We start from the raw sequence: 23,096 nt of genomic DNA, 5'->3' as shown, positions 1-23,096 counted from the left end.
AATATAATCACAAAATATGCATAAAAAACCAAACAAGGGCAAGCTTAAAAAGCCACTAACGGCTAACTTCCAAGGAAATTATCCAGCAGTTGGTGCCCTTGTTCGCTGAGAATGCTCTCCGGGTGGAACTGCACACCTTCCAGCGCCAGCGTCCGATGGCGGATCCCCATGATCTCATCGCGTTCGCCGTCACGTTCGCTCCAGGCGGTCACCTCAAAGCAATCCGGCAACGTGGCAGCATCCAGGATCAGCGAATGGTAGCGGGTGACGGTCAGCGGATTATTCAATCCCTTGAACACGCCGAGATTATTATGGCGGATGGCAGAAGTTTTGCCATGCATCACCTCCCGGGCGCGAACCACGTCGGCACCAAACGCCTGGCCCAACGCCTGATGACCTAGGCAGACCCCAAGGATCGGCAGCTTACCGGCAAAATGGCGAATGGCAGCCAGAGAGATGCCCGCCTCGTTCGGCGTACAGGGGCCAGGGGAGATCACCAGATGCTGCGGTGCCAGCCGCTCGATATCGGCCAGTTGCAATTCATCGTTACGCTTCACCAGCACTTCTGCACCCAGTTCGCAAAAGTACTGATAGAGGTTGTAGGTAAAAGAGTCGTAGTTATCGATCAGCAGCAGCATGTTTAAATTAACTTCGTGATTAAGGCTCGTTACGGTCGCCCGTATCAAATAGCTAGATAGCCGAGTTTATCTAACCTTCGCCGTTACACCTATAGCCACGTTCGAACAGTCCTCCATAAAGACGGCCAGTTTTGCTGATTTGAAAACGTTGAATCAGCTAAAAAAGAGAGTAATATAGCACTAAGTGCTATAGTTAAGGTAACAGGATGTCAACCTAATGCGCGTATTTAAAACCAAATGGTTTGCCAAAACGGCCGAATCTCATGGCATCAAAGATAGGGAATTATGTCGGGCTATTGACGCAGTGATAGAAGGGAAGGCCGATGACCTCGGAGGCGGAGTATACAAGAAGCGCCTAAGGGAGAATCGTGATCGCGCCATAATATTAGCCAAAGGCGGAGTGCATTGGTTTTACACGTTCCTGTATGCTAAACAGGATATGGTCAACATCGATAAACGTGAACTTGCTGGATTTCGAGAGTTAGCAAAGTGCTATGCGGTACTTACAGATGAAAAGATTATGGCATTGATTACAAATAAAGAGCTGGTGGAGATTTGTCATGACCGCAAAAAGTAAATTCAAAAGTCCTGCGTTTGAAGCCATCCATAGTGCAGCCTCTGGGTTATTCAGCGTCGATGCCATCCCGCAGGAGACAATGCGTAGCTTCGATCAAGCCTGCATCAGCAACGTCAAAGATCTTCAACCACTTGAAATAAAAGCATTACGAGAAAATCTCAATGTCAGCCAGCCAGTCTTTGCCCGTTATCTGAACACCAGCGTTTCTACAGTCCAAAAATGGGAAAGCGGCGCAAAACGCCCCAGTGGCCTGTCGTTGAAGTTACTTACCGTGGTCCTGAAACATGGGCTTAAGGTGTTGATTTAATAACTTGCTCAATCATCCAGTTTCACACCCAGCATCTTGAGCAGTTTTAGGGCCTTGGTCTGGAAATTGCTCAGATGCTATCAGAGAAATTTGTGAGGCAAGCCATTTCGCAGACACTGTCTGCGAAATCTGCTCTGACTGCCAAGCTGCGTACGGGGGTGTAGTCTGCCAGGCTTGAAAGCGCTGGCAAAGCTAAACGGACGCAGTATGCTGAGCCCCACAAAAGAATCACAGACCTACTTCTTACGGCCACCCATGATCGAGCCTAAAACGCCGCGCAGGATCTGGCGGCCCAGATCGCGCGCCATGCTCTTGGCGGCGGTCTGTACGATGCCGTCGTGTTTACCGCCACGTGGACCGGTGGAGCCGAACAGGATCTCGTTCAAGCCGCCCATCAAGCCACCGCCGCTTTCCTGCCCTGCGGCCGGTTTCTGAGCCGGTTGCCCAGGCTGTGGCGTACCCACAGTGGCAAAACCACCTGCGGCCAGTTTTTCATAGGCAGATTCACGATCCACCATATCTTCATAGCGTCCGTAGAGCGGGGATTTATTGATGGCACTGTTCATCCCTTCGTCCCCCAGCATGCCCATTTTCGATTCCGGAGCGATCACCATCGCACGCTCCACCACGTTCGGCCGCCCTTTCTCATCCAGGAAGGAAACTAATGCCTCGCCCACGCCTAGCTCGGTGATTGCCGTTTCCGCATCAAAGTCTGGATTGGCACGCATGGTTTGTGCCGCGGCCTTCACCGCTTTCTGATCGCGTGGCGTAAAGGCCCGCAGCGCATGCTGGACACGGTTACCCAACTGGCCCAGAACACTGTCCGGAATATCCAAGGGATTCTGGGTGACAAAGTAGATGCCCACGCCTTTGGAACGGATCAGGCGCACCACCTGTTCAATTTTGGTCAGCAATGCCGGTGGCGCATCGTTAAACAGCAGGTGGGCTTCGTCGAAGAAAAACACCAGCTTTGGCTGCTCCGGATCGCCCACTTCCGGCAAATGCTCAAACAGCTCCGCCAGTAGCCACAACAAAAACACCGCATACAGCTTCGGCTGGTTAATCAGCTTATCCGCCGCCAGCAGGTTGATAATGCCGTGCCCGTTGGCGTCTGTTCTCATCAGATCGTTGATATCCAACATCGGCTCGCCAAAGAACTGATTGGCCCCCTGCTGTTCCAGCGTCAGCAAACCACGCTGTATCGCCCCGATCGAGGCCGAAGAGATGTTGCCGTACTGGGTTTGAAACTGTTTGGCGTTATCCCCGACGTACTGCACCATCGCACGCAGGTCTTTCATATCCAGCAGCAGTAAGGCGTTGTCATCGGCGATCTTGAACACCAACTGCAACACACCGCTCTGCACCTCGTTCAGATCCAGCAGGCGGCCAAGCAGCAGCGGGCCAAGATCGGAAATGGTGGCACGGATGGGATGGCCCTTTTCGCCAAAAATATCCCAAGGGATCATCGAACAGGCTTGGGGTTGCCAGTCGGTAACGCCAATCGCGGCTAACCGCGCCTGCAACTTCTCGGAGGGAACACCTTCGATCGCAATGCCTGACAGGTCGCCTTTAACGTCCGCCAGGAATACCGGAATGCCAATGCGTGAGAACTGCTCCGCCATCTTTTGCAGGGTGACCGTTTTACCCGTACCGGTTGCCCCGGTGATCAACCCGTGGCGGTTAGCCAGGGCAGGCAAAATGACCAGATCCTGTGCCGGTTTCCCGTCTTTCATCGCTTTGGCAATAATCCGTGCTTCGCTCATTTGCTGTTCCTATAACCCATTACGGCGCGAATGCGCCCGTTGATATCATCAAGGCTATAAGCGAGAGGTAAACCCGTCAAGGACAAACAAAAAGGGCACCATTCAGGTGCCCTCATGCCAAACCGAGTCGCTTAACGCTATCCCCGTAACCCCAGTTCTTCTTTCAGCGATTTGAGATAGCGGCGGCTGACCGGTACCGGCTCCCCCACTGACATAATCATTTCCGCCGTGCCACTTTCTTCAAAACGGATCTCTTTGACCTGCTCAAGGTTCACCAGATATTGCCGGTGACAGCGCACCAATGGCGTGCGGCTTTCCAGCGTGCGTAGCGTTAGTTCGGTAAAACACTCCATGCCGTCATTGCGTACCACATACACCCCGGTCGAGCGTGAGCGGATGGCAATCACCTCGTCGAAACGCAGCAGGTAAATCCGGCTGTGGCCGGTACAGGGAATGTATTTCAGGTAGCCTGCGCTTTCATCCAACGCCGCAATATTCTGCGGAGCACGGCGCTGATGCAGGCGCTGCAGGGTTTTATTCAGCCGATTCGGCTCCGCCGGTTTCAGCAGGTAATCAAACGCATGCTGCTCGAAGGCCTGCACCGCGTATTCGTCATAGGCCGTCAGAAACACGATGTAGGGCATACGGTTCGGATCGAGCATGCCAACCATTTCCAGTCCGCTGATACGTGGCATCTGGATGTCCAGGAACACCACGTCCGGTTGCAAGCGGTGGATTTGGCTGATGGCCTCAATGGCATTGGCGCATTCACCAATAATGGTGATGCCCTCTTCCTCTTCCAGCAGGTGGCGCAGGTTATCGCGGGCAAAGGGCTCGTCATCAACAATCAGTACGTTCAACATCAAGCAGCCCTCGCCAAGGGAACGTTAAGGGTGATGCAGGTATAGGCTTCGGGCTCGCAGGTGACCTGCACACCGTAATCTTCACCATAGCGCACGCGGATACGCCGATCGACCAGGTTCATCCCCAACCCGCTGCCACCGGCTTGTTGACGGAACAGCCCGGCGTTATCCGTTACCTGCAACAGCAAGTGATCGCCTTCGAGGCGGGCACCAATATCGACACGGCCAATCCCCAACAGATGCGAAGTGCCGTGCTTGATCGCATTTTCCACAATCGGCTGCAGCGAGAACGCCGGTAAACGCACTGCCAGCAACTCTTCCGGCAGCGAAACGGTGATCTCCAGCCGATCGGCAAAGCGGGCTTTTTCGATCTGCAGATAGGCGTTCACATGTTCAATCTCGTCCGCCAGGCTCACCTCATCGTCGGAACGCTTGAGGTTTTTGCGGAAAAAGGTCGACAGATACTGCACCAGTTCGCAGGCCCGGTCGCCATCGCGGCGGATCACCGCCACCAGCGTATTCAGGGCGTTGAACAGGAAATGCGGGTTCACCTGCGCATGCAGCAGTTTGATTTCCGACTGGGCCAGCAGCTGTTTATGGCGCTCATATTGCCCGGCCATGATTTGCGCCGACAGCAGGCTGGCAATCCCTTCCCCCAGCGTGCGGTTGATGGTGCTAAACAGCTTGGTCTTGGGTTCATACAGTTTGATGGTGCCAATCACTCGCTGATTTTCACCACGCAGTGGGATCACCAATGTCGAACCTAGTTTGCAATTGCCGTTGATGGAGCAGCAGTAAGAAAGCTCGTTGCCGTCGGCATACACCACCTCGTTGTTATCGATAGCGCGATGGGAGTGGACCGAGGAGATCGGCGTGCCCGGCAGATGGTGGTCGTCACCAATGCCGATAAAGGCCAGCAGCTTGTCACGATCGGTGATCGCCACGGCGCCGATGCCCAGTTCCTGATAGACCACCCGCGCCACCTTCATGCTGTTTTCCTGGTCAAACCCCTGGCGCAGAATACCCTCGGTACGTTCGGCAATCTTCAACGCCTTGGAGGAGAAGGCACTGGTGTATTTCTCAAACATCGCCCGCCGATCAAGCAGGATCTGCATAAACATGGCGGCACCGATAGTATTGGCGATCAGCATCGGCAGGACGATATGCTCCACCAACAGCACCGCTTCGGGGAACGGACGCGCAACGATCAGGATAATCGCCATTTGCAGCACTTCCGCCACCAGCGCAATCCCGGCGACAAACAGCGGGTTGAACAGCAGATCGATACGCCCACGCCGCATGGCAATGCTATGCACAATGCCGCCAACCAGCCCTTCGGCCACCGTGGAGATCGCACAGGCAACGTCCGTCATGCCACCCAGTGTATAACGATGTAAGCCGCCTGTTAGGCCAACCAGGAAACCAACGGAAGGCCCACCCAGCAGCCCGCCCAACACGGCACCGATAGCGCGGGTATTGGCGATGGAGTCCTGAATATGCAGGCCAAAATAGGTGCCCATAATGCAAAACACCGAGAAAATGACGTAGCACAGTAGCTTGTGCGGCAGGCGGATGGTCACCTGCATCAGCGGAATAAACAGCGGCGTCTTGCTCAGCAGATAAGCAATGACGAGATACACGCACATCTGCTGTAGCAGCAGTAACACCTGGTTAAATTCGTACATAAAAACGGCTCATCCTGAACAACGGGGGCGATCAAATAAGTGCCGGGTATCCGGTCTGGTTTTAGGCGGGCAATTAAATCACGTGGGATCGAAAAAAACAGTGATGCAGGCAAACATTCAGGAGGGAAAAGCAGGCCGGCCCCCAGCTAGAGACCGGCTTGGGTGATTTATGGCAGCACTTTGGCCGACAGGATCACGATAGGTTTGCTCGGGACATTCTGGTAAGGACCGACGTTGCCAGTGGGTACCTGGGAGATTTTATCTACCACGTCCATCCCTTTAACGATCTTGCCAAATACCGCGTAGCCAAAATCACGCTGGCCATGATCGAGGAACGCATTGTCTGCCACGTTCAGGAAGAACTGGCTGGTGGCGCTGTCTTTATCGGCGGTACGCGCCATGGAAATGGTGCCACGCAGGTTACGCAGGCCGTTGTCGGCTTCGTTTTTGATCGGTGCATTGGTGGTTTTCTGCTGCATATCCGCAGTAAAACCGCCGCCCTGAACCATGAAACCCGGGATCACGCGGTGGAAAACGGTGTTGTTGTAGTAACCGCTGTTCACGTAGTCAATAAAGTTCTTGGTTGAGACCGGTGCCTTCTGACTGTCGAGCGCCAATTCGATATTCCCTGCCGAGGTGGTCAGCATGACGTGGGTTTCACCGGCGGCAAATGCGGCGGGTGCCATGGCTGTCAGTGAACACAGCGCAACGAAGGTCACTAAAGTACGTTTGAACATGAACGGGTCCTTTCTTTGAGATACAAACAACGGAAAGCGCTTTGATTCTAAAGAGCTGCGCCCGGCAGCGCCAGCCATTTACCTATATTTACTCAATTGCCGGACGTTTCTGAGTGCGCCCGGTTTTTTCCTGCCGACAGTATGATCCCCGTACTGATTTTTGCCAAGCCGATCACGCATTATTTGCCCATTTTCGCCCTTCATCGTTTTTTGCGACACAAATCCCGGTTTGGTTCTGCAATCCAGCTAGGCTAAATAAATGAGAGCGCTCTCATTTGCGCTGATAACAATAATACTGGAGAGCAATGATGAAGAAGATAGTGCTGTGCTGTGCCGCGGGGATGTCCACCAGCATGCTGGTCAAACGCATGCAAACCGAAGCGCAAAAGCGCGAACTGGCCGTGGAGATTGTGGCGGTAGCGGCTGCGGATTTCGAAGCCGAGTTGCCAACCGCCAGCGTGGTGCTGCTAGGGCCACAGGTGAAGTACGAACTGGCCCGCTTCAGCCAGCTTGCAGAGCCGCATGGCCTGCAGGTTGCCGTCATCGACATGATGGATTACGGCACCATGCGCGGTGACAAGGTATTAGACAAAGCCCTCAGCCTGATCGCCTGACGCCGCGGAGAACCCCATGAGCCTATACGCTTCCCTGATGCGCGTGGTCGAAAGCCATATCGCACCACTGGCTGGCCGGATCGGTAGCCAGCGCCATATTATTGCCATTCGTGACGGTTTTATCAGCGCGATGCCATTTTTGATCGTCGGCAGTATCATGCTGATCGTCGCCAACCCGCCTTTTGATGCGACCACCACCTCCAGCTTCGGGCAAGCCTGGTTAGGGTTCGCCAAAAAGCACTGGGACACCATCACCATGCCGTTCTTTATGACCATGGGGTTGATGAGCGTATTTGTCTCTATTGGTACCGCCTACAGTCTGGCAAAACACTACGGAATGGACGCCCTGACCGCCGCGCTGCTGTCGCTGATGGCATTCCTGCTGGCCTCTGCGCCACAGGTCGACAACAAGATGTCCCTAGATTTTCTGGGTGGCCAGGGGGTATTCACTGCCCTGATCTGCGCCATTTGGTCAGTCGAACTGATCCGTCTGCTGAAAAAGTACAACATCACCATTCGCATGCCGGAACAGGTTCCCCCTGCCATTGCCCGTTCGTTTGAACTGCTGTACCCGGTGGTGGGCATTCTGTTGACGGTCTACCCCGTCAGCCTCCTGATGCAGAGCGAATTCCAGCTGCTGCTGCCCGCCGCGATTATGCAGGTGTTCCAGCCGCTGATTTCCGTCGGCGATACGTTGCCAGCCATCCTTTTGGCGGTGCTGATTGCCAACCTGCTGTGGTTTGCCGGTATTCACGGTGACAACATCGTGACCGGCCTGCTGAACCCGATCTTTATGGCTAACCTGGCCACTAACGCCGCGCTGGTCGCCAACGGTGCCGCCATGACCCAAACGCTGACCGCGCCATTCTGGTCATTCTATGTCTGTATCGGCGGTTCTGGATCCACGCTGGTGTTGGCCTTCCTCTACCTGCGCAGTCGCTCCATTCATCTTCGCACCATCGGTAAGCTGAGCGTGGTTCCGGCGGCTTTCAATATCAATGAACCGCTGCTGTTCGGTTCGCCGGTGGTGATGAACCCAACGCTGTTTATCCCGTTGATTGTGGTGCCGATGGTTAACGCCACTCTGGCTTATTTCGCCTTGCACTGGGACATGGTGGAGAAAATGGTGGCGATGGCCCCCTGGACCGCTCCGGCACCGCTGGGAGCGATGATCTCCGCCTCCTGGGATATCCGTGCCGCCATATTGGTGCTGGTGCTGATGGTGATAGACCTGGCGATCTGGCTGCCGTTCTTCAAGGTGTATGAAAAACAACTATTGGCGCAGGAACACGAGCAGGCCGAGGCTGAACGTGAAGCCAGCAACGCCGCCGCCGCGCAGTAACAGGAGAGATAACGTGACTGAACTGATGGCTGAAGTCAGCCAGGATTTTGAAAGCACCATTATGGAGCTGCTGGTATTTGCCGGTAGCGCCCGCAGTAGCGCGCTGATGGCTTTGCAACAGGCCCGTGCCGGTGATTTCACCGGCTCCGCCGAACATATGGCCGAATCCAAGCAGGCGGTGAAGCAGGCCCACCGTATTCAGACCCAACTGATCGGCATGGACGAAGGCTGCGGCAAACTGGCCATCACCCTGATCACCGTACACGCGCAGGATCACTTGATGAACGCCATGGTCATTCAGGATCTGGCCGATGACATGATCGAACTTTATCGCCGTCAGGCACTGCAGGAGGCCCGCTCATGAGTTCATTAAAAATCGCCATTATTGGCGGCGGCAGCAGCTACACGCCGGAGCTGGTGGAAGGCCTGATCCTGCGAATTGAAGAGTTGCCGGTGACCGAGCTGGCGTTGGTGGACGTTGAGCCTGGCCGGGAGAAGGTCGAGATCATTGCCGCATTAACCCAGCGAATGTTGGCTCGTAACGGCCTGGAGCAGGTGAAGGTCAGCGTGCATTTCGACCTGGACGAGGCCATTCGCGGTGCCAGTTTCGTCCTCACCCAGTTCCGCGTGGGTCAGTTGCCTGCCAGGGCCGCCGACGAGCGCCTGGGGCTGAAATACCAACTGATCGGCCAGGAAACTACCGGCGTTGGCGGTTTTGCCAAGGCGCTGCGCACCATCCCGGTGATGCTGAATATCGCCCGCAAGGTTGAACAACTGGCACCCGATGCCTGGATCATCAACTTTACCAACCCGGCTGGCATCGTGACCGAAGCCGTTTCGCGCTATACCAAGGCGAAAATCATCGGCCTGTGTAACGTGCCGATCAGCATGCATCACATGATCGCCAATATGCTGAAGGCCCCTTACGCCGAGGTGCAGCTGCAATTCGCCGGGTTGAACCACATGGTGTGGGTCCACCAGGTGCTACAAAACGGCGAGGACGTGACCGGCAAAGTGATCGACATGCTGTGTGACGGTGCCGCGCTGACCATGAACAACATCAAGGAAGAGCCTTGGCCGCCAGAGTTCCTGCGCGCCGTTGGGGCGATCCCCTGCCCTTATCACCGCTATTTCTACCAGACCAAAGAGATGCTGGAAGAAGAGATTGCCGCCGCAACCGAACGCGGTACCCGTGCCGAACAGGTAATGAAAGTAGAGAAGGAGTTGTTCGAGCTGTATGCAGACCCGCATCTCGACAGCAAGCCCGAGCAGCTCAGTTTCCGTGGCGGTTCCTTCTATTCCGAAGTGGCGCTGGAGCTGATCCGTGCCATTCACAACAATCTCGGTACGCAATTAGTGGTCAATACCGCAAACCGTGGCGCTATTCGCGGTTTGCCAGACGATGCTGTGATAGAAACCAACTGTATCGTCGATGCCCAGGGCGCTCATCCGCTGACGTTTGGCCAACTGCCGGATTCAATGCATGCGCTGACCCAGCAGGTTAAAGCCTATGAACGGCTGACGATAGAAGCCGCCGTGCATGGCGATCGCCGCAGTGGGCTGCTGGCACTGGTCACCAATCCCCTGGTCGCCAACGCCCAAATTGCCCAGCCGCTGCTGGAAGAAGTGCTGGAGGTGAATAAAGCCTATTTGCCGCAGTTTAACGCATAACCATCAACATTGGGTTCGGCTCGCCGGGCCCACTTATCTCCTGTAATCTGATCAAGTGGGGGGATAAGCCCGTAATCAGGAGCAGCAAAATGGTGACACTGGAAGATGTCGCAGCGATAGCGGGTGTATCCCGCGCGACTGTGTCACGCGTGGTCAACGGCGATAACAAGGTCAAAGCGCTCACCCGCGAGAAGGTCAAACGGGCGGTGGCCGAACTGGGCTATACCCCCAACCCGGCGGCCAGGGCGTTGGCATCCAGCCAAAGTAACACCTTGGGCCTGGTCACCACCTCATACCGAGGCGGCTTCTTTGGTGCCCTGATGGATTTCGTCCAAACCGAAGCCGAGTCCAACGGTAAACAGCTGTTGGTGACCCAAGGCCGCAATAGTGCGGAAAATGAACTGCTGGCGATCCAACGCCTGTTCAGCCTGCGTTGCGACGGCGTGATCCTGCATGTGCGCTGCCTCAGCGACGATCGGCTACGCCAGTTGGCTGCCGAACAGCGCTCCTTTGTGTTGCTGGATCGCCTGGTCCCGGGCCTGGAAGATCGCTGTGTCACCTTCGATCACATTTACGCCAGCCAGCTTGCTACCCAGCAGTTGATCGATGCCGGTCATCGGCGCATTGCCTGTATCAGTGGCCCAGCCCAACGAGCCTCCAGCCAACAGCGGTTACAAGGGTTCCTCAATGCGATGCAGGCCGCCAATCTGCAACCGCTAGGCTGCCCGGAAGGGGTGTATGACCTGGAAAGCGGCTACCAGTGCGCTGACCAACTGCTGCGCAGCAAAGCGCTGCCTACGGCGATTTACTGCTGCAACGAAGAAATGGCGATTGGTGCCCTGCTGGCGATTAATGAGCGGCATTTGCGCGTACCACAGGATATCTCGCTAATCTGCTACGACAGCGGCGAGCGAGCGCCGTTTGTCCGCCCGGCGCTCACCAGCGTGCATTTCCCCATTACCGAGATGGCGCAATATGCCGCTCGCCTGCTGATAGATCCACAGACCGCACCGGTGAGCTTTGAGCCGACCATCATCCAGCGCGATTCGATCGCCACACCGGTAGCTGATCACATAAAAATCTAAAAACCTTTCATCCCTTGCATCAAAAAATCGATGCTCGTCACATAAACTCCCGTTGTCTATGCTAGGATCCGCCTCCTGGTGGCCTGATCGGGATCTTTTCCAGTTTTTACCAGGAAAAACCTGCGGCCTTATGCCAGCTTTAAACCCCAGGGATCTCAGGTTTCGGTCTGACGGCCCACGGGTATAAACCACAACAAAGATAATCAGGCCTATATACATGAATGACAGCAACCGCATCCGGCTAACCTGGATCAGCTTCTTCTCTTATGCGCTGACCGGTGCATTAGTGATCGTCACAGGGATGGTGATGGGAAACATCGCAGAGTATTTCAATCTGCCGGTTTCCAGCATGAGCAATACCTTTACCTTCCTTAACGCGGGTATTTTGATTTCAATCTTCCTCAATGCCTGGCTGATGGAAATCATTCCGCTGAAACGTCAGCTGATCTTTGGCTTTATCCTGATGCTGCTGGCCATCGCCGGGCTGATGGTAGGCAAAAGCCTGACCCTGTTCTCGCTGTGCATGTTTGTGCTCGGCGTGGTCAGCGGTATCACCATGTCGATCGGCACCTTCCTGATCACCCATATGTATGCTGGCCGTCAACGCGGTTCACGCCTGCTGTTTACCGACTCCTTCTTCAGCATGGCCGGGATGATCTTCCCGATCATCGCCGCAATGCTGCTGGCGCGTAGCATTGGCTGGTACTGGGTTTACGCCTGCATTGGGGTGTTGTACCTGGCCATCTTCGTGCTGACGCTGTGTTCCGAGTTCCCGGTTCTGGGTGACAAAGGGGAGAAAAGCAGCGAGCCGGTGGTGAAAGAGAAATGGGGTGTCGGCGTGCTGTTCCTGGCTATCGCCGCGCTGTGCTACATTCTTGGCCAGTTGGGCTTTATCCAATGGGTACCGGAATACGCCACCAAAACCTTCGGCATGAATATCGACCAGGCAGGCAAGGTGGTCAGCAATTTCTGGACTTCTTACATGATCGGTATGTGGGTGTTCAGCTTCGTGCTGCGCTTCTTTGACCTGCAACGCATCGTCACCGTGCTGGCTGCGCTGGCAACGGGTGCCATGTACCTGTTTATCAGCACCGATAATCCTGAGTACCTGAGCTACTACATCATGGCTCTGGGCTTCGTCTCCAGCGCGATCTACACCACGCTGATCACGCTCGGTTCGCAGCAAACCAAGGTTTCCTCACCGAAACTGGTCAACTTTATCCTGACCTGCGGCACCATCGGCACCATGCTGACCTTCGTAGTTACCGGCCCAATCGTTGCCAGCAGCGGAGTCCATGCCGCGCTGACTACGGCCAACGGCCTGTATCTGGCCGTGTTTGTGATGTGTCTGCTGCTCGGTTTTGTGACCAAGCACCGCAACCATGGGCATACCACGCACTAACTGCTGCTAGTTTTCCCCATGAGGGTTCTGCCAACGCAGAACCCTTTTTTTTATGTCTAACGCCTGAAGTCGACCTGCTCTTCCTGCTCCAGATACAGCGTAGTTTGCGCAGGCTGGGTGGCCGCGATGACCGCACCAGCACGGATCGAATAGCGTACCGGCGTCTGGCGGCGTACTGCGTCAAAACCGCTGTCTGCGGGTAAGATCACCAAATCGGCACTATTGCCTGCACACAAACCGTAATCCGTCAGATTCAGGGTTCGTGCGCTGTGGGTGGTGATCAGATCCAATCCGTCATCGATCTGGCCATAGCCCATCAGTTGGCAGACGTGGAGCCCCATATGCAGCACCTGCAACATATTAGCGGTGCCCAGCGGATACCAGGGGTCAAACACGTCGTCATGACCAAAGCAGACGTTGATGCCCGTCTCCAGCATCTCCTTCACCCGGGTGATGCCACGCCGCTTAGGATAGGTATCGAAACGTCCTTGCAGGTGAATATTCACCAACGGGTTGGCCACGAAGTTGATACCGGACATTTTCAGCAGCCGGAACAGCCTTGAGGTATAGGCCCCATTGTAGGAATGCATCGCGGTGGTGTGGCTGGCAGTGACCTTGCCGCCCATCTCCAACTTCAATGCCAGCGCGGCCACGGTCTCCACAAAGCGGGACTGCTCGTCGTCAATCTCGTCGCAGTGCACGTCCACCAGCCGATCATATTTCTGTGCCAAGGCAAAAGCCTTGTACAGCGACTCCACGCCGTATTCGCGGGTGAATTCAAAATGCGGGATAGCCCCGACCACATCCGCCCCGAGCCGTAATGCCTCCTCCAGCAAGGCTTCCCCATTGGGATATGACATGATCCCTTCCTGAGGAAAGGCCACGATCTGCAGAGTGATCCAAGGAGAGACCTCCTGCTTGACCTCCAGCATGGCGCGCAGCGCGGTCAGTGTAGGATCGGATACGTCAACATGAGTGCGCACATGCTGCACGCCGTTGGCGATTTGCCATTTCAGCGTCTGCCACGCGCGCTGCTTTACGTCTTCATGGGTGAGCAGTGCTTTGCGCTCTGCCCAGCGTTCAATGCCTTCAAACAGCGTGCCGGACTGGTTCCATGCGGGCTGCCCGGCGGTTTGCGTAGTATCCAGGTGGATATGCGGCTCGATAAACGGCGGCAGCGCCAGCCCGCCTTCGGCATCCAACACGTCGCTGCGCCACTCCAGACCCTCAGGCTGTGGAATGATATGCGCGATCCGCCCCTGCTCAATAGCCAGTTGCCATAGCCCCTCATGCCCGCTCAGGCGCAGGTTATCGATAAACTTGACCGGATTGTTCGCCATTTTTTTACCTCTGCTCGGCTCACCATTTCTTTCATCATACTGGGCAATGACGAGCTGACAAAATCGCCGCTTGGCACCTCCCCCCTTTAGCTACTCCCCAAGGAGTACTTTCCCCATTAACTGGCTCGATTCAGCTAAAGTTGAGTAAAAACCGCAACTTATCAAATATCGATAAAAATCATAGATATACCACCTTAGAGGTATATAAAGGCTAACTTGACCTGCATCAATAAATTGCCTTCTGGGAGGAATAAGGTACATCCAGGAAATCAGAATTTTGAGGCAATAATGAGCAGAGTCCAACTCGCGGTCATCGGCAATGGCATGGTCGGCCACCGCTTTATCGAAGATCTGCTGGAAAAGGCAGACAAAGACCAGTTCGACATCACCATCTTTTGTGAAGAGCCGCGCATCGCCTACGACCGCGTGCATCTCTCCTCCTATTTCTCCCACCACACTGCCGAAGAACTTTCGCTGGTCCGCGAAGGCTTCTACGAAAAACAGGGCGTCAAAGTGCTGGTGGGCGAGCGCGCGATCACCATTAACCGCGCAGAGAAAGTGATCCACTCCAATACCGGCCGCACGGTATATTACGACAAGCTGATCATGGCGACAGGCTCCTATCCGTGGATCCCGCCGATCAAAGGTTCAGAGACGCAGGACTGCTTCGTTTACCGCACAATTGAAGATCTTAACGCTATCGAATCCTGCGCCCGCCGCAGTAAACGTGGCGCAGTGGTGGGCGGTGGTCTGCTCGGCCTGGAAGCGGCTGGCGCACTGAAAAGCCTGGGCGTGGAAACCCACGTGATCGAGTTCGCGCCGATGTTGATGGCAGAACAGCTCGATCCGATGGGCGGCGACCAATTGCGCCGCAAGATCGAACGCATGGGTGTCAAAGTCCACACCGGCAAGAACACCACCGAAATCATCAACGGCGGCAAAAGCGCACGCAAAACCATGCACTTTGCCGACGGCAGCGAGCTGGAGGTCGACTTTATCGTCTTCTCCACCGGCATCCGTCCGCAGGACAAACTGGCTCACCAGTGCGGGCTGGCTACCGCCCCACGCGGTGGCATTGCGATTAACGATAACTGCCAGACCTCCGATCCGGACGTTTACGCCATTGGTGAATGCGCCTCCTGGCAGCAGCGCACCTTCGGCTTGGTAGCGCCGGGCTACAAGATGGCTCAGGTCGCCGCCGACCATCTGCTGAGCCGTGAAAACAGCTTCCAGGGTGCCGATATGAGCGCCAAGCTGAAGCTGCTGGGGGTCGATGTTGGGGGTATTGGTGATGCGCACGCCCGTACCGAAGGCGCCCGCAGCTACGTCTATCTGGATGAAAGCAAAGAGGTATATAAGCGCCTGGTCGTCAGCGCGGACAACAAAACGTTGCTTGGTGCGGTGCTGGTCGGCGATACCAGCGACTACGGTAACCTGCTGCAGCTGGCACTCAACAACATCGAACTACCGGAAAATCCGGACAGCCTGATCCTGCCAGCCCATGCCGGCAGCAAGCCTGCCATCGGCGTAGATTCGCTGCCAGAAACCGCACAGATCTGTTCCTGCTTTGACGTCAGCAAGGGCGATATCATCAAAGCGGTGAATATGGGCTGCCATACCGTGGCGGCGATCAAGTCCGAGACCAAGGCCGGTACTGGCTGCGGCGGCTGTATTCCACTGATCACCCAGGTGCTGAATGCCGAACTGAGCAAACAGGGCATCGAGGTTAACCATCACCTGTGCGAACACTTTGCCTATTCCCGCCAGGAGCTATATCACCTGATCCGGGTTGAAGGCATCAAGACCTTCGACGAGCTGTTGGCGAAATACGGTAAGGGTTACGGCTGCGAAGTCTGTAAACCGACCGTTGGTTCACTGCTGGCCTCCTGCTGGAACGAGTATGTGCTCAAGCCGCAGCACACGCCGCTGCAAGACACCAACGACAACTTCCTGGGCAACATCCAGAAAGACGGCACCTACTCGGTGATCCCACGCTCTGCCGGTGGTGAAATCACGCCGGAAGGTCTGATCGCCGTCGGCCAGATTGCCAAAGAATACAACCTGTACACCAAGATGACCGGCTCGATGCGTATCGGCATGTTCGGTGCGCAGAAAGACGATCTGCCCGCCATCTGGAGCAAGCTGATCGCCGCCGGCTTCGAAACCGGCCACGCCTACGCCAAGGCGCTGCGGATGGCGAAGACCTGCGTCGGCAGTACCTGGTGCCGCTATGGCGTGGGTGACAGCGTTGGCTTTGGCGTACAGCTTGAACACCGCTACAAAGGCATCCGTACTCCGCACAAGATGAAGTTTGGCGTTTCCGGCTGCACCCGCGAGTGTGCCGAGGCGCAGGGGAAAGACGTTGGCATTATTGCCACCGAGAACGGCTGGAACCTGTATGTCTGCGGCAACGGCGGGATGAAACCGCGCCATGCCGACCTGCTGGCAGCCGATCTCGACAACGAAACGCTGATGCGTTACCTCGACCGTTTCATGATGTTCTACATCCGCACCGGCGATAAGTTGCAGCGTACCTCGGTCTGGCTGGAAAGCCTGGAAGGCGGCATCGATTATCTGCGCAAGGTGATTATCGACGACAAGCTGGGCATCAACGCACAGCTGGAAACCGAAATTGCCCGCCTGCGTGAAGCGGTGATCTGCGAATGGAAAGCAACTGTCGAAAATCCTGCATCGCAGGTGCGTTTCGCTCACTTTATTAACAACAGCCAGCGCGATCCTAACGTTCAGGTCGTGGCCGAGCGCGAGCAACATCGCCCAGCACGCCCGGATGAACGCATTCCCGTCACCTTGCTGGAAACCGAGGAGAACAACGCATGAGCCAGTGGATCACCGTTTGCCCCATCGCCGATATTCTGCCCGCGACCGGCGTCTGTGCGCTGATCGGCACCCAGCAGGTGGCGATATTCCGCCCCTATGCCGACGAGCGGCTGTTTGCCATCAGCAATATCGACCCGTTTGCCCAGGCCAGCGTGCTTTCTCGCGGCCTGATTGCCGAGCATCAGGGTGAATTGTGGGTCGCCAGCCCGCTGAAAAAACAGCATTTCCGCCTGCATGACGGTTTCTGTCTGGAAGATGAGAGCCGCTCCGTGGCCAGCTTCGCCAGCCGGGTAGTCGACGGCCTGGTTCAGGTGGCGGCTAAGTAATCCTTCGCCCCTCACCGTAACCCTCTCCCAAGGGGAGAGGGTGCTGCACAGGGCAAGCGGTTAGCCCATGCAGCTACGGAAAGTAGGGAGTAAGAACCACAAAGGCAAGGTTCAACTAGCTCGATCGGTCCCCTCTTCCTGTGGGAGAGAGTTAGGGTGAGAGCGTCTCTTTTTGCCTAACTGACCGGTATTACCCTTACAAACACACTTTTTATTATTTATTTCCAGGGAAATCTATGTTCACCGACACCATCAACAAATGCGCTGCCAACGCGGCACGCATCGTCAAACTGGCCAAAGAGAGTCCGCTTGGCTTTTGGATCAGTTCCGCTATGGCCGGGGCCTATGTCGGCCTTGGTATTATCCTGATCTTTACCCTCGGCAACCTGGTGGATCCGTCCATCCGTCCGTTGGTCATGGGTGCCACCTTCGGTATTGCACTGACACTGGTGATCATCGCCGGTTCAGAGCTGTTCACTGGCCACACCATGTTTCTGATGCTGGGCGTCAAGGCCGGTACCATCAAGCACCGCCAGATGTGGGCCGTACTGCCACAAACCTGGCTAGGAAATCTGCTCGGTTCGGTGCTGGTCGCGCTGATGTATTACTACGGCGGTGGTAGCCTGCTGCCGATTGATACCAGCCTGGTGCATACCGTAGCGCTGGCCAAAACCACCGCCCCTGCAGAAGTGCTGTTCTTCAAAGGCGTACTGTGTAACTGGCTGGTTTGCCTGGCGATCTGGATGGCGTTGCGTGTTGAAGGCGCGGCCAAGTTCATCGCCATCTGGTGGTGTTTGCTGGCGTTTATCGCTTCCGGTTACGAACACTCGGTGGCTAACATGACGCTGTTTGCCTTGTCCTGGTTCGGCCACCACAGCGAAGCCTATACCCTTAGCGGTATCGGTCATAACCTGCTGTGGGTGACTCTGGGCAACATGTTCTCTGGTGCCGTGTTTATGGGCCTCGGTTACTGGTATGCCACGCCACGTGCCCAGCGTCCACAGGCTGAGATTTCAGCTGCTCGCCAAACCGCATAATGCTTTTGGGTGTGAACGATGGCCCCCGTTTACCACTTCCCCGAGGATTGCCGATGGATTACTTACCCATTTTCTGCCAACTGCAACACAAAGCCTGCCTGCTGGTCGGCGGCGGGGAAGTCGCTGAACGTAAGGCTCGCCTGCTGCTGGAGGCCAGTGCGCAGTTAACCGTCAACTCGCTTGAGTTCAGTGAGCAATTCCTGATCTGGGCCGAACAGGGCCAGGTGACGCTGGTAGAAGGTGAGTTTTCTGCCGACTTGCTGGCCGAGAAATGGTTAGTGATTGCCGCAACCGATCGGGTGGAAGTCAACGCCCTGGTCTATCAGTGCGCCAACCAACGGCAGGTGTTCTGCAACGTGGTGGACGACCCCAAACGCGCCAGCTTTATCATGCCTTCGATTATCGATCGTTCGCCGATTATGGTAGCCGTTTCTTCCGGGGGCAAAGCCCCGGTGCTGGCACGTCTGCTACGGGAAAAACTGGAAGCCATTCTGCCGCAGCACCTGGGCCAACTGGCTCAGTTGGCGGGTTCATTGCGCCAGCGGGTGAAGCAGGAGTTTGGCAGCATTGGCGCTCGTCGCCGCTTCTGGGAAAGGTTGTTCGTACACGACAGGCTGGCGCAGTCCCTGGCCAACGGCGATACCCCGCAGGCCAACCAGCAGGTTGAAAAGCTGTTCGCCGATCGTCCTGAAGAACAGGGCGAAGTGGTGCTGGTAGGTGCAGGTCCCGGTGATGCTGGCCTGCTGACGCTGAAAGGTCTGCAACAAATCCAACAGGCTGACGTGGTCGTTTACGACCGCCTGGTCTCTGAAGAAATTATGGCCCTGGTGCGCCGCGATGCCGAGCGTATCTTTGTGGGCAAGCGTGCCGGATACCATTGCGTACCACAGGAACACATCAATCAGATCCTGGTGGAACAGGCCAGGCGAGGCATGCGTGTCGTCAGGCTGAAAGGGGGCGATCCCTTCATCTTTGGCCGTGGTGGCGAAGAACTGGAAACGCTGGCCGAAGCGGATATTCCCTTCTCGGTAGTACCAGGGATCACTGCGGCTTCGGGGTGTTCGGCCTACAGCGGCATTCCCCTCACCCACCGCGATCACGCGCAAAGCGTGCGTTTGGTGACGGGGCATGCCAAAGCCGACGGCGGATTGGACTGGGCACAGCTTGCCGCCAAGCAGCAAACGCTGGTGTTCTATATGGGGTTAACTCAGGCGGCAGAAATCCAGCAGCAGCTGATCGCTCACGGTATGGCTGCCTCGATGCCCGTGGCGCTGGTCGAAAACGGCACCTCAACTCACCAACGAGTGATCGAAGGCCAGCTGGCACAACTGGGTGAGCTAGCAAAACAAGCTGAGAGCCCAAGCCTGATTATCGTTGGCAGCGTCGTCAGCCTGCGCAGCAAGCTGAACTGGTTTGCCAGCCGGAAAACACCGGCAGACCTGAGCAAAATAGCATAAAAAAAGCGACCCTTTGGCCGCTTCAGATTGGGAGCAATGTTGCTAAGCTTGTAGTTTCGATCCTAGGGGCGCCGCATGCTGCGCCCCTACCTGGGAACGGGTTGAGACGGTGTCTGCCCCCATTAAGGATGCGGTACAAAACCTACGGCTTCATACACCTTCGCCAAGGTTTCCTGCGCACGAGCACGGGCTTTCGCCGCGCCATCACGCATCACCTGCTGTAACAGAGCCTCATCGTTGCGGAAACGGTGATAACGCTCTTGCAGCTCGACCAACATACCAGACACGGCCTCTGCTACTGCGCCCTTCAGGTGGCCATACATCTGGCCCTCAAACTCGGCTTCCAACTGGGCAATGCTCTTGCCGGTCACACCGGACAGGATATCCAGCAGGTTGGACACCCCCGCTTTATTGGCAACGTCGTAACGAATGACCGGCGGATCCTGGGAATCGGTCATCGCACGTTTGATCTTCTTGGTCACCGCCTTCGGATCTTCGAGCAGACCAATCACGTTGTTACGGTTATCGTCCGACTTGGACATCTTCTTGGTCGGCTCTTGCAGCGACATCACGCGCGCGCCAGATTTCGGAATAAACGGCTCCGGCACCTTGAACACGTCGCCATACAGCGCGTTGAAGCGCTGGCCAACGTCACGGCTCAGTTCCAGATGCTGCTTCTGGTCTTCACCGACCGGCACCTGATTGGTCTGGTACAGCAGAATGTCTGCCGCCATCAGCACCGGATAACTGAACAGACCGGCGTTGATGTTTTCCGCATAGCGCGACGACTTGTCTTTGAACTGGGTCATGCGGCTCAGTTCACCGAAATAGGTGTAGCAGTTCAGCACCCAGCTCAGTTGCGTATGTTCCGGCACATGAGACTGCACGAAGATGGTACTTTTCTCTGGATCGATACCACAGGCCAGGTAAAGCGCCAGCGTATCCAGGGTGGCTTTACGCAGCTGTTGTGCATCCTGACGCACGGTGATGGCATGCAGATCGACGATACAGTAGATGCAATCAAACTCGTCCTGCAGCTGCACCCACTGGCGCAGCGCCCCCATGTAGTTGCCGATAGTCAGTTCACCGGACGGCTGCGCGCCGCTGAAAACGATGGGCTTACTCATAGTTAAATTTCCCGATCTTCTAAAGATGACAGCCCAAGTGCGGGCAACAAATCGGCGAAGCGCTCCAACACGCGGTCGGGGTGGCTCAGGGCGATCGCTTCACCGTAGTTATATCCGTAAGTCAGACCGACGCTCGGGCAACCTGCCGCCTGCGCCGCCTGAATATCATTGCGCGAATCCCCGACGAACAGCACTTCACCGGCCCGCAGGCCAAGCTTGCCGAACACCAGATATAGCGGGGCAGGATGTGGCTTTTTCTCCACCACGTCGTCACCGCCGATGATCAGCGAGAAAAAGTCGATAATGCCGAGCGACGTCAGCAAAGGGGCCACAAAGGGTGTCGGTTTGTTGGTGACCAGCGCCAGCGGGTAGCCAAGCTTGGCCAACTGAGCCAGCGTATCTATTACCTGTGGGAACAGGCGGCTACCGCTTTCTACGGTTTGCCCATAGAAATGGTCGAAACGTTGACGCATTTGCAAACACCGCTCCGGCGTGGCTTCCACCTCTGCCCAGCGCAGCGCACGCTGGACCAGCACATCGGCACCGTTACCAATCCAGGTGCCAACACGGGCCTCACCGGCCTGCGGCAGACCCATTTCCGCCAACGCCATATCAATGGCCGCCGCCAATCCCGGCGCACTGTCTACCAGCGTACCGTCAAGATCGAAGGCCAGACCACGGATGGCGCTAAAATCAGCCATGACTCACCTTTGCCAGCTCACTGCGCATCTGATCGATCACCGCACGGTAATCCGGTTTGCCAAAGATGGCGGAGCCTGCCACGAACATGTCCGCCCCCGCTGCTGCGATCTCTGCAATGTTGTCGACCTTCACGCCGCCGTCCACTTCCAGGCGAATATCGCGGCCGCTTTCGTCGATCAGTTTGCGAACCTGACGCAGCTTGTCCAACGTGCCATGGATAAAGGATTGACCGCCAAAACCGGGGTTGACCGACATCAGCAGGATCACGTCGATCTTGTCCATCACGTAATCGAGATAGCTCAACGGCGTCGCTGGGTTAAACACCAGACCCGCCTTGCAGCCGTTCTCTTTGATCAGTTGGATGGTACGGTCGACGTGTTCAGAAGCTTCGGGATGGAAAGAGATGTAGGTTGCCCCAGCCTTGGCAAAGTCCGGCACGATGCGATCGACCGGTTTTACCATCAGATGGACGTCAATCGGTGCGGTAATGCCGTAATTGCGCAAGGCTTCGCACACCATTGGCCCGATCGTCAGATTAGGCACGTAGTGGTTATCCATCACGTCAAAATGCACCACGTCGGCGCCGGCGGCCAACACTTTGGCAGTATCTTCACCCAGGCGGGCAAAATCTGCAGACAGAATGGACGGGGCAATCAAAAACTTTTTCATCCGCTTCTCCAAACGTAGGGGTCGAGTTATTCAGCTTTTTTATACAGCGCCAGAAGTTCGTTCACTTTACTGCGGCCTAAAATATTGCGGCTGATGGTGCGGCGAGCCTTCACCACATGCAGCGAAGCATGCTGATACCAGTCACGCGTCAGCTCGGTGTCATGGTTGGAAATCAACACCGGCACCTGGCTTTCAACCGACAGCTGATGCGCAATGCGCGCCAGCCCTTGCTGATCGGCCAGGCTAAAGCTGTTGGTGTGATAAGCGGTAAAATTCGCCGTTGCCGACAGAGGAGCATATGGCGGATCGCAATAGACCACCGCACCTTGGGTCGCCTTCACCATGGTATCGTGATAGTGCTCGCAGACAAAAGTGGCATTGCGTGATTTTTCAGCAAACCAATACAGCTCTTCTTCCGGGAAGTAGGGTTTCTTGTAACGCCCGAACGGCACATTGAACTCACCACGCAGGTTATAGCGGCACAGGCCGTTATAGCAGTGGCGGTTCAGATACAGGAACAGTAGTGCGCGCCGATACTCATCGGCGGTGGTGTTGAACTCTTCGCGCAGCAGGTAGAACTGCTCAGAGTTATTGAATTCGTCGGTGAAAAGCAAGCGGGCATCGCGCACGAAATCATTCGTGCGCAGCTTAACGATGTTATACAGGCTGATAAGGTCGCTGTTGATATCGGCGAGAATATAAGCCTCATACTCTGTGTTCAGGAAGACTGAACCCGCGCCCACGAAGGGCTCGATTAAGCAGTTACCCTCTGGTAAATGACGACGGATCTCGTCTATCAGCGGGTATTTTCCACCAGCCCATTTTAAAAAAGCGCGGTTTTTCTTCATGCCGTCAGTTAGCTACTTATTACAATTCAGAGCGGCGGATATGTACTCTGCTTCAGACAGCACATCAG

General features: G+C 55.8%; 22 protein-coding genes. 12 read left to right on the top strand and 10 right to left on the bottom strand.

Features of this window, described 5'->3' with window-relative positions; genetic code table 11:
* Positions 1 to 62: 62 nt before the first annotated feature.
* Complete coding sequence (locus tag N6G83_RS36215; RefSeq protein WP_024527551.1) at positions 63 to 638, bottom strand: aminodeoxychorismate synthase component II; 576 nt, start codon at positions 636 to 638, stop codon at positions 63 to 65.
* A gap of 217 nt (positions 639 to 855) precedes the next feature.
* Here N6G83_RS36215 and N6G83_RS36210 point away from each other — a divergent pair, with 217 nt between their 5' ends.
* Both N6G83_RS36210 and N6G83_RS36205 read left to right on the top strand, forming a co-directional pair.
* Positions 856 to 1,215 (top strand): type II toxin-antitoxin system RelE/ParE family toxin, encoded by a 360-nt coding sequence (locus N6G83_RS36210; RefSeq protein ID WP_211134532.1) that lies wholly within the window; start codon positions 856 to 858, stop codon positions 1,213 to 1,215.
* Positions 1,199 to 1,522 (top strand): helix-turn-helix domain-containing protein, encoded by a 324-nt coding sequence (locus N6G83_RS36205; protein ID WP_065684948.1) that lies wholly within the window; start codon positions 1,199 to 1,201, stop codon positions 1,520 to 1,522. Before N6G83_RS36210 ends, N6G83_RS36205 begins: the two co-directional genes overlap by 17 nt.
* Positions 1,523 to 1,758: 236 nt before the next feature.
* Here the strand turns inward: N6G83_RS36205 and N6G83_RS36200 are convergent, their stop codons facing one another.
* From N6G83_RS36200 to ppiA, 4 genes are all read right to left on the bottom strand, one after another.
* A complete protein-coding gene (locus tag N6G83_RS36200; RefSeq protein ID WP_211134533.1) occupies positions 1,759 to 3,285 on the bottom strand; it encodes a helicase HerA-like C-terminal domain-containing protein in 1,527 nt (508 codons plus the stop codon).
* Positions 3,286 to 3,422: 137 nt separating this feature from the next.
* On the bottom strand, positions 3,423 to 4,148 hold the full coding sequence (gene btsR, locus N6G83_RS36195; protein ID WP_021181680.1) for a two-component system response regulator BtsR: 726 nt from the start codon (positions 4,146 to 4,148) through the stop codon (positions 3,423 to 3,425).
* Positions 4,148 to 5,833, bottom strand: coding sequence for a sensor histidine kinase (locus N6G83_RS36190; protein WP_260524115.1), 1,686 nt, complete (start codon positions 5,831 to 5,833; stop codon positions 4,148 to 4,150). The genes btsR and N6G83_RS36190 overlap by 1 nt, the downstream gene beginning before the upstream one ends.
* A 167-nt stretch (positions 5,834 to 6,000) precedes the next feature.
* On the bottom strand, positions 6,001 to 6,570 hold the full coding sequence (gene ppiA / locus N6G83_RS36185; RefSeq protein WP_024527555.1) for a peptidylprolyl isomerase A: 570 nt from the start codon (positions 6,568 to 6,570) through the stop codon (positions 6,001 to 6,003).
* Positions 6,571 to 6,878: 308 nt separating this feature from the next.
* Between ppiA and N6G83_RS36180 the strand changes: the two genes are divergently transcribed.
* From N6G83_RS36180 to tsgA, 6 genes are all read left to right on the top strand, one after another.
* Positions 6,879 to 7,184, top strand: coding sequence for a PTS sugar transporter subunit IIB (locus tag N6G83_RS36180; protein WP_024527556.1), 306 nt, complete (start codon positions 6,879 to 6,881; stop codon positions 7,182 to 7,184).
* A gap of 16 nt (positions 7,185 to 7,200) precedes the next feature.
* Positions 7,201 to 8,526, top strand: a complete 1,326-nt coding sequence (locus N6G83_RS36175) for a PTS sugar transporter subunit IIC (RefSeq protein WP_024527557.1) — start codon at positions 7,201 to 7,203, stop codon at positions 8,524 to 8,526.
* A 25-nt stretch (positions 8,527 to 8,551) separates the two neighbouring features.
* A complete protein-coding gene (locus tag N6G83_RS36170; RefSeq protein WP_029710868.1) occupies positions 8,552 to 8,890 on the top strand; it encodes a PTS lactose/cellobiose transporter subunit IIA in 339 nt (112 codons plus the stop codon).
* The gene (locus N6G83_RS36165; protein WP_074030295.1) at positions 8,887 to 10,197 is read left to right on the top strand and encodes a 6-phospho-beta-glucosidase; all 1,311 of its coding nucleotides are present in this window, start codon (positions 8,887 to 8,889) and stop codon (positions 10,195 to 10,197) included. The genes N6G83_RS36170 and N6G83_RS36165 overlap by 4 nt, the downstream gene beginning before the upstream one ends.
* A gap of 89 nt (positions 10,198 to 10,286) precedes the next feature.
* Positions 10,287 to 11,282 (top strand): LacI family DNA-binding transcriptional regulator, encoded by a 996-nt coding sequence (locus N6G83_RS36160; RefSeq protein ID WP_211135822.1) that lies wholly within the window; start codon positions 10,287 to 10,289, stop codon positions 11,280 to 11,282.
* A 217-nt stretch (positions 11,283 to 11,499) separates the two neighbouring features.
* Positions 11,500 to 12,684, top strand: coding sequence for an MFS transporter TsgA (gene tsgA / locus N6G83_RS36155; RefSeq protein WP_024482728.1), 1,185 nt, complete (start codon positions 11,500 to 11,502; stop codon positions 12,682 to 12,684).
* A gap of 56 nt (positions 12,685 to 12,740) precedes the next feature.
* Here tsgA and N6G83_RS36150 read toward each other — a convergent pair whose 3' ends face one another.
* A complete protein-coding gene (locus N6G83_RS36150; RefSeq protein WP_211135823.1) occupies positions 12,741 to 14,024 on the bottom strand; it encodes a cytosine deaminase in 1,284 nt (427 codons plus the stop codon).
* 288 nt (positions 14,025 to 14,312) lie between these two features.
* Between N6G83_RS36150 and nirB the strand changes: the two genes are divergently transcribed.
* The 4 genes from nirB (at position 14,313) to cysG (ending at position 19,682) form a co-directional block, all read left to right on the top strand.
* Complete coding sequence (nirB, locus tag N6G83_RS36145; protein WP_024527562.1) at positions 14,313 to 16,862, top strand: nitrite reductase large subunit NirB; 2,550 nt, start codon at positions 14,313 to 14,315, stop codon at positions 16,860 to 16,862.
* The gene (gene nirD, locus N6G83_RS36140; protein ID WP_024482730.1) at positions 16,859 to 17,188 is read left to right on the top strand and encodes a nitrite reductase small subunit NirD; all 330 of its coding nucleotides are present in this window, start codon (positions 16,859 to 16,861) and stop codon (positions 17,186 to 17,188) included. Before nirB ends, nirD begins: the two co-directional genes overlap by 4 nt.
* Positions 17,189 to 17,424: 236 nt before the next feature.
* The gene (nirC, locus tag N6G83_RS36135; protein ID WP_024527563.1) at positions 17,425 to 18,225 is read left to right on the top strand and encodes a nitrite transporter NirC; all 801 of its coding nucleotides are present in this window, start codon (positions 17,425 to 17,427) and stop codon (positions 18,223 to 18,225) included.
* A gap of 53 nt (positions 18,226 to 18,278) precedes the next feature.
* Positions 18,279 to 19,682 (top strand): siroheme synthase CysG, encoded by a 1,404-nt coding sequence (gene cysG, locus N6G83_RS36130; protein WP_211135824.1) that lies wholly within the window; start codon positions 18,279 to 18,281, stop codon positions 19,680 to 19,682.
* A 122-nt stretch (positions 19,683 to 19,804) separates the two neighbouring features.
* On the opposite strand, the gene trpS is transcribed toward cysG, so the two are convergent.
* From trpS to dam, 4 genes are read right to left on the bottom strand one after another with little or no spacing between them, the layout of a single operon-like run.
* Positions 19,805 to 20,809, bottom strand: coding sequence for a tryptophan--tRNA ligase (gene trpS, locus N6G83_RS36125; RefSeq protein ID WP_021181695.1), 1,005 nt, complete (start codon positions 20,807 to 20,809; stop codon positions 19,805 to 19,807).
* A gap of 2 nt (positions 20,810 to 20,811) precedes the next feature.
* Complete coding sequence (locus N6G83_RS36120) at positions 20,812 to 21,510, bottom strand: phosphoglycolate phosphatase (protein ID WP_211135825.1); 699 nt, start codon at positions 21,508 to 21,510, stop codon at positions 20,812 to 20,814.
* Positions 21,503 to 22,180 carry a ribulose-phosphate 3-epimerase gene (rpe, locus tag N6G83_RS36115; protein WP_024482734.1) on the bottom strand — a complete coding sequence of 226 codons (678 nt, stop codon included), beginning with the start codon at positions 22,178 to 22,180 and terminating at the stop codon, positions 21,503 to 21,505. Before rpe ends, N6G83_RS36120 begins: the two co-directional genes overlap by 8 nt.
* 26 nt (positions 22,181 to 22,206) lie before the next feature.
* On the bottom strand, positions 22,207 to 23,028 hold the full coding sequence (gene dam / locus N6G83_RS36110) for an adenine-specific DNA-methyltransferase (protein ID WP_024527566.1): 822 nt from the start codon (positions 23,026 to 23,028) through the stop codon (positions 22,207 to 22,209).
* Positions 23,029 to 23,096: the final 68 nt, after the last annotated feature.

It is taken from the genome of Serratia sp. PL7 (assembly GCF_945957435.1).
Note: the sequence above shows the minus strand (reverse complement) of the source record. Positions and strands in the feature narration are given on the sequence as shown.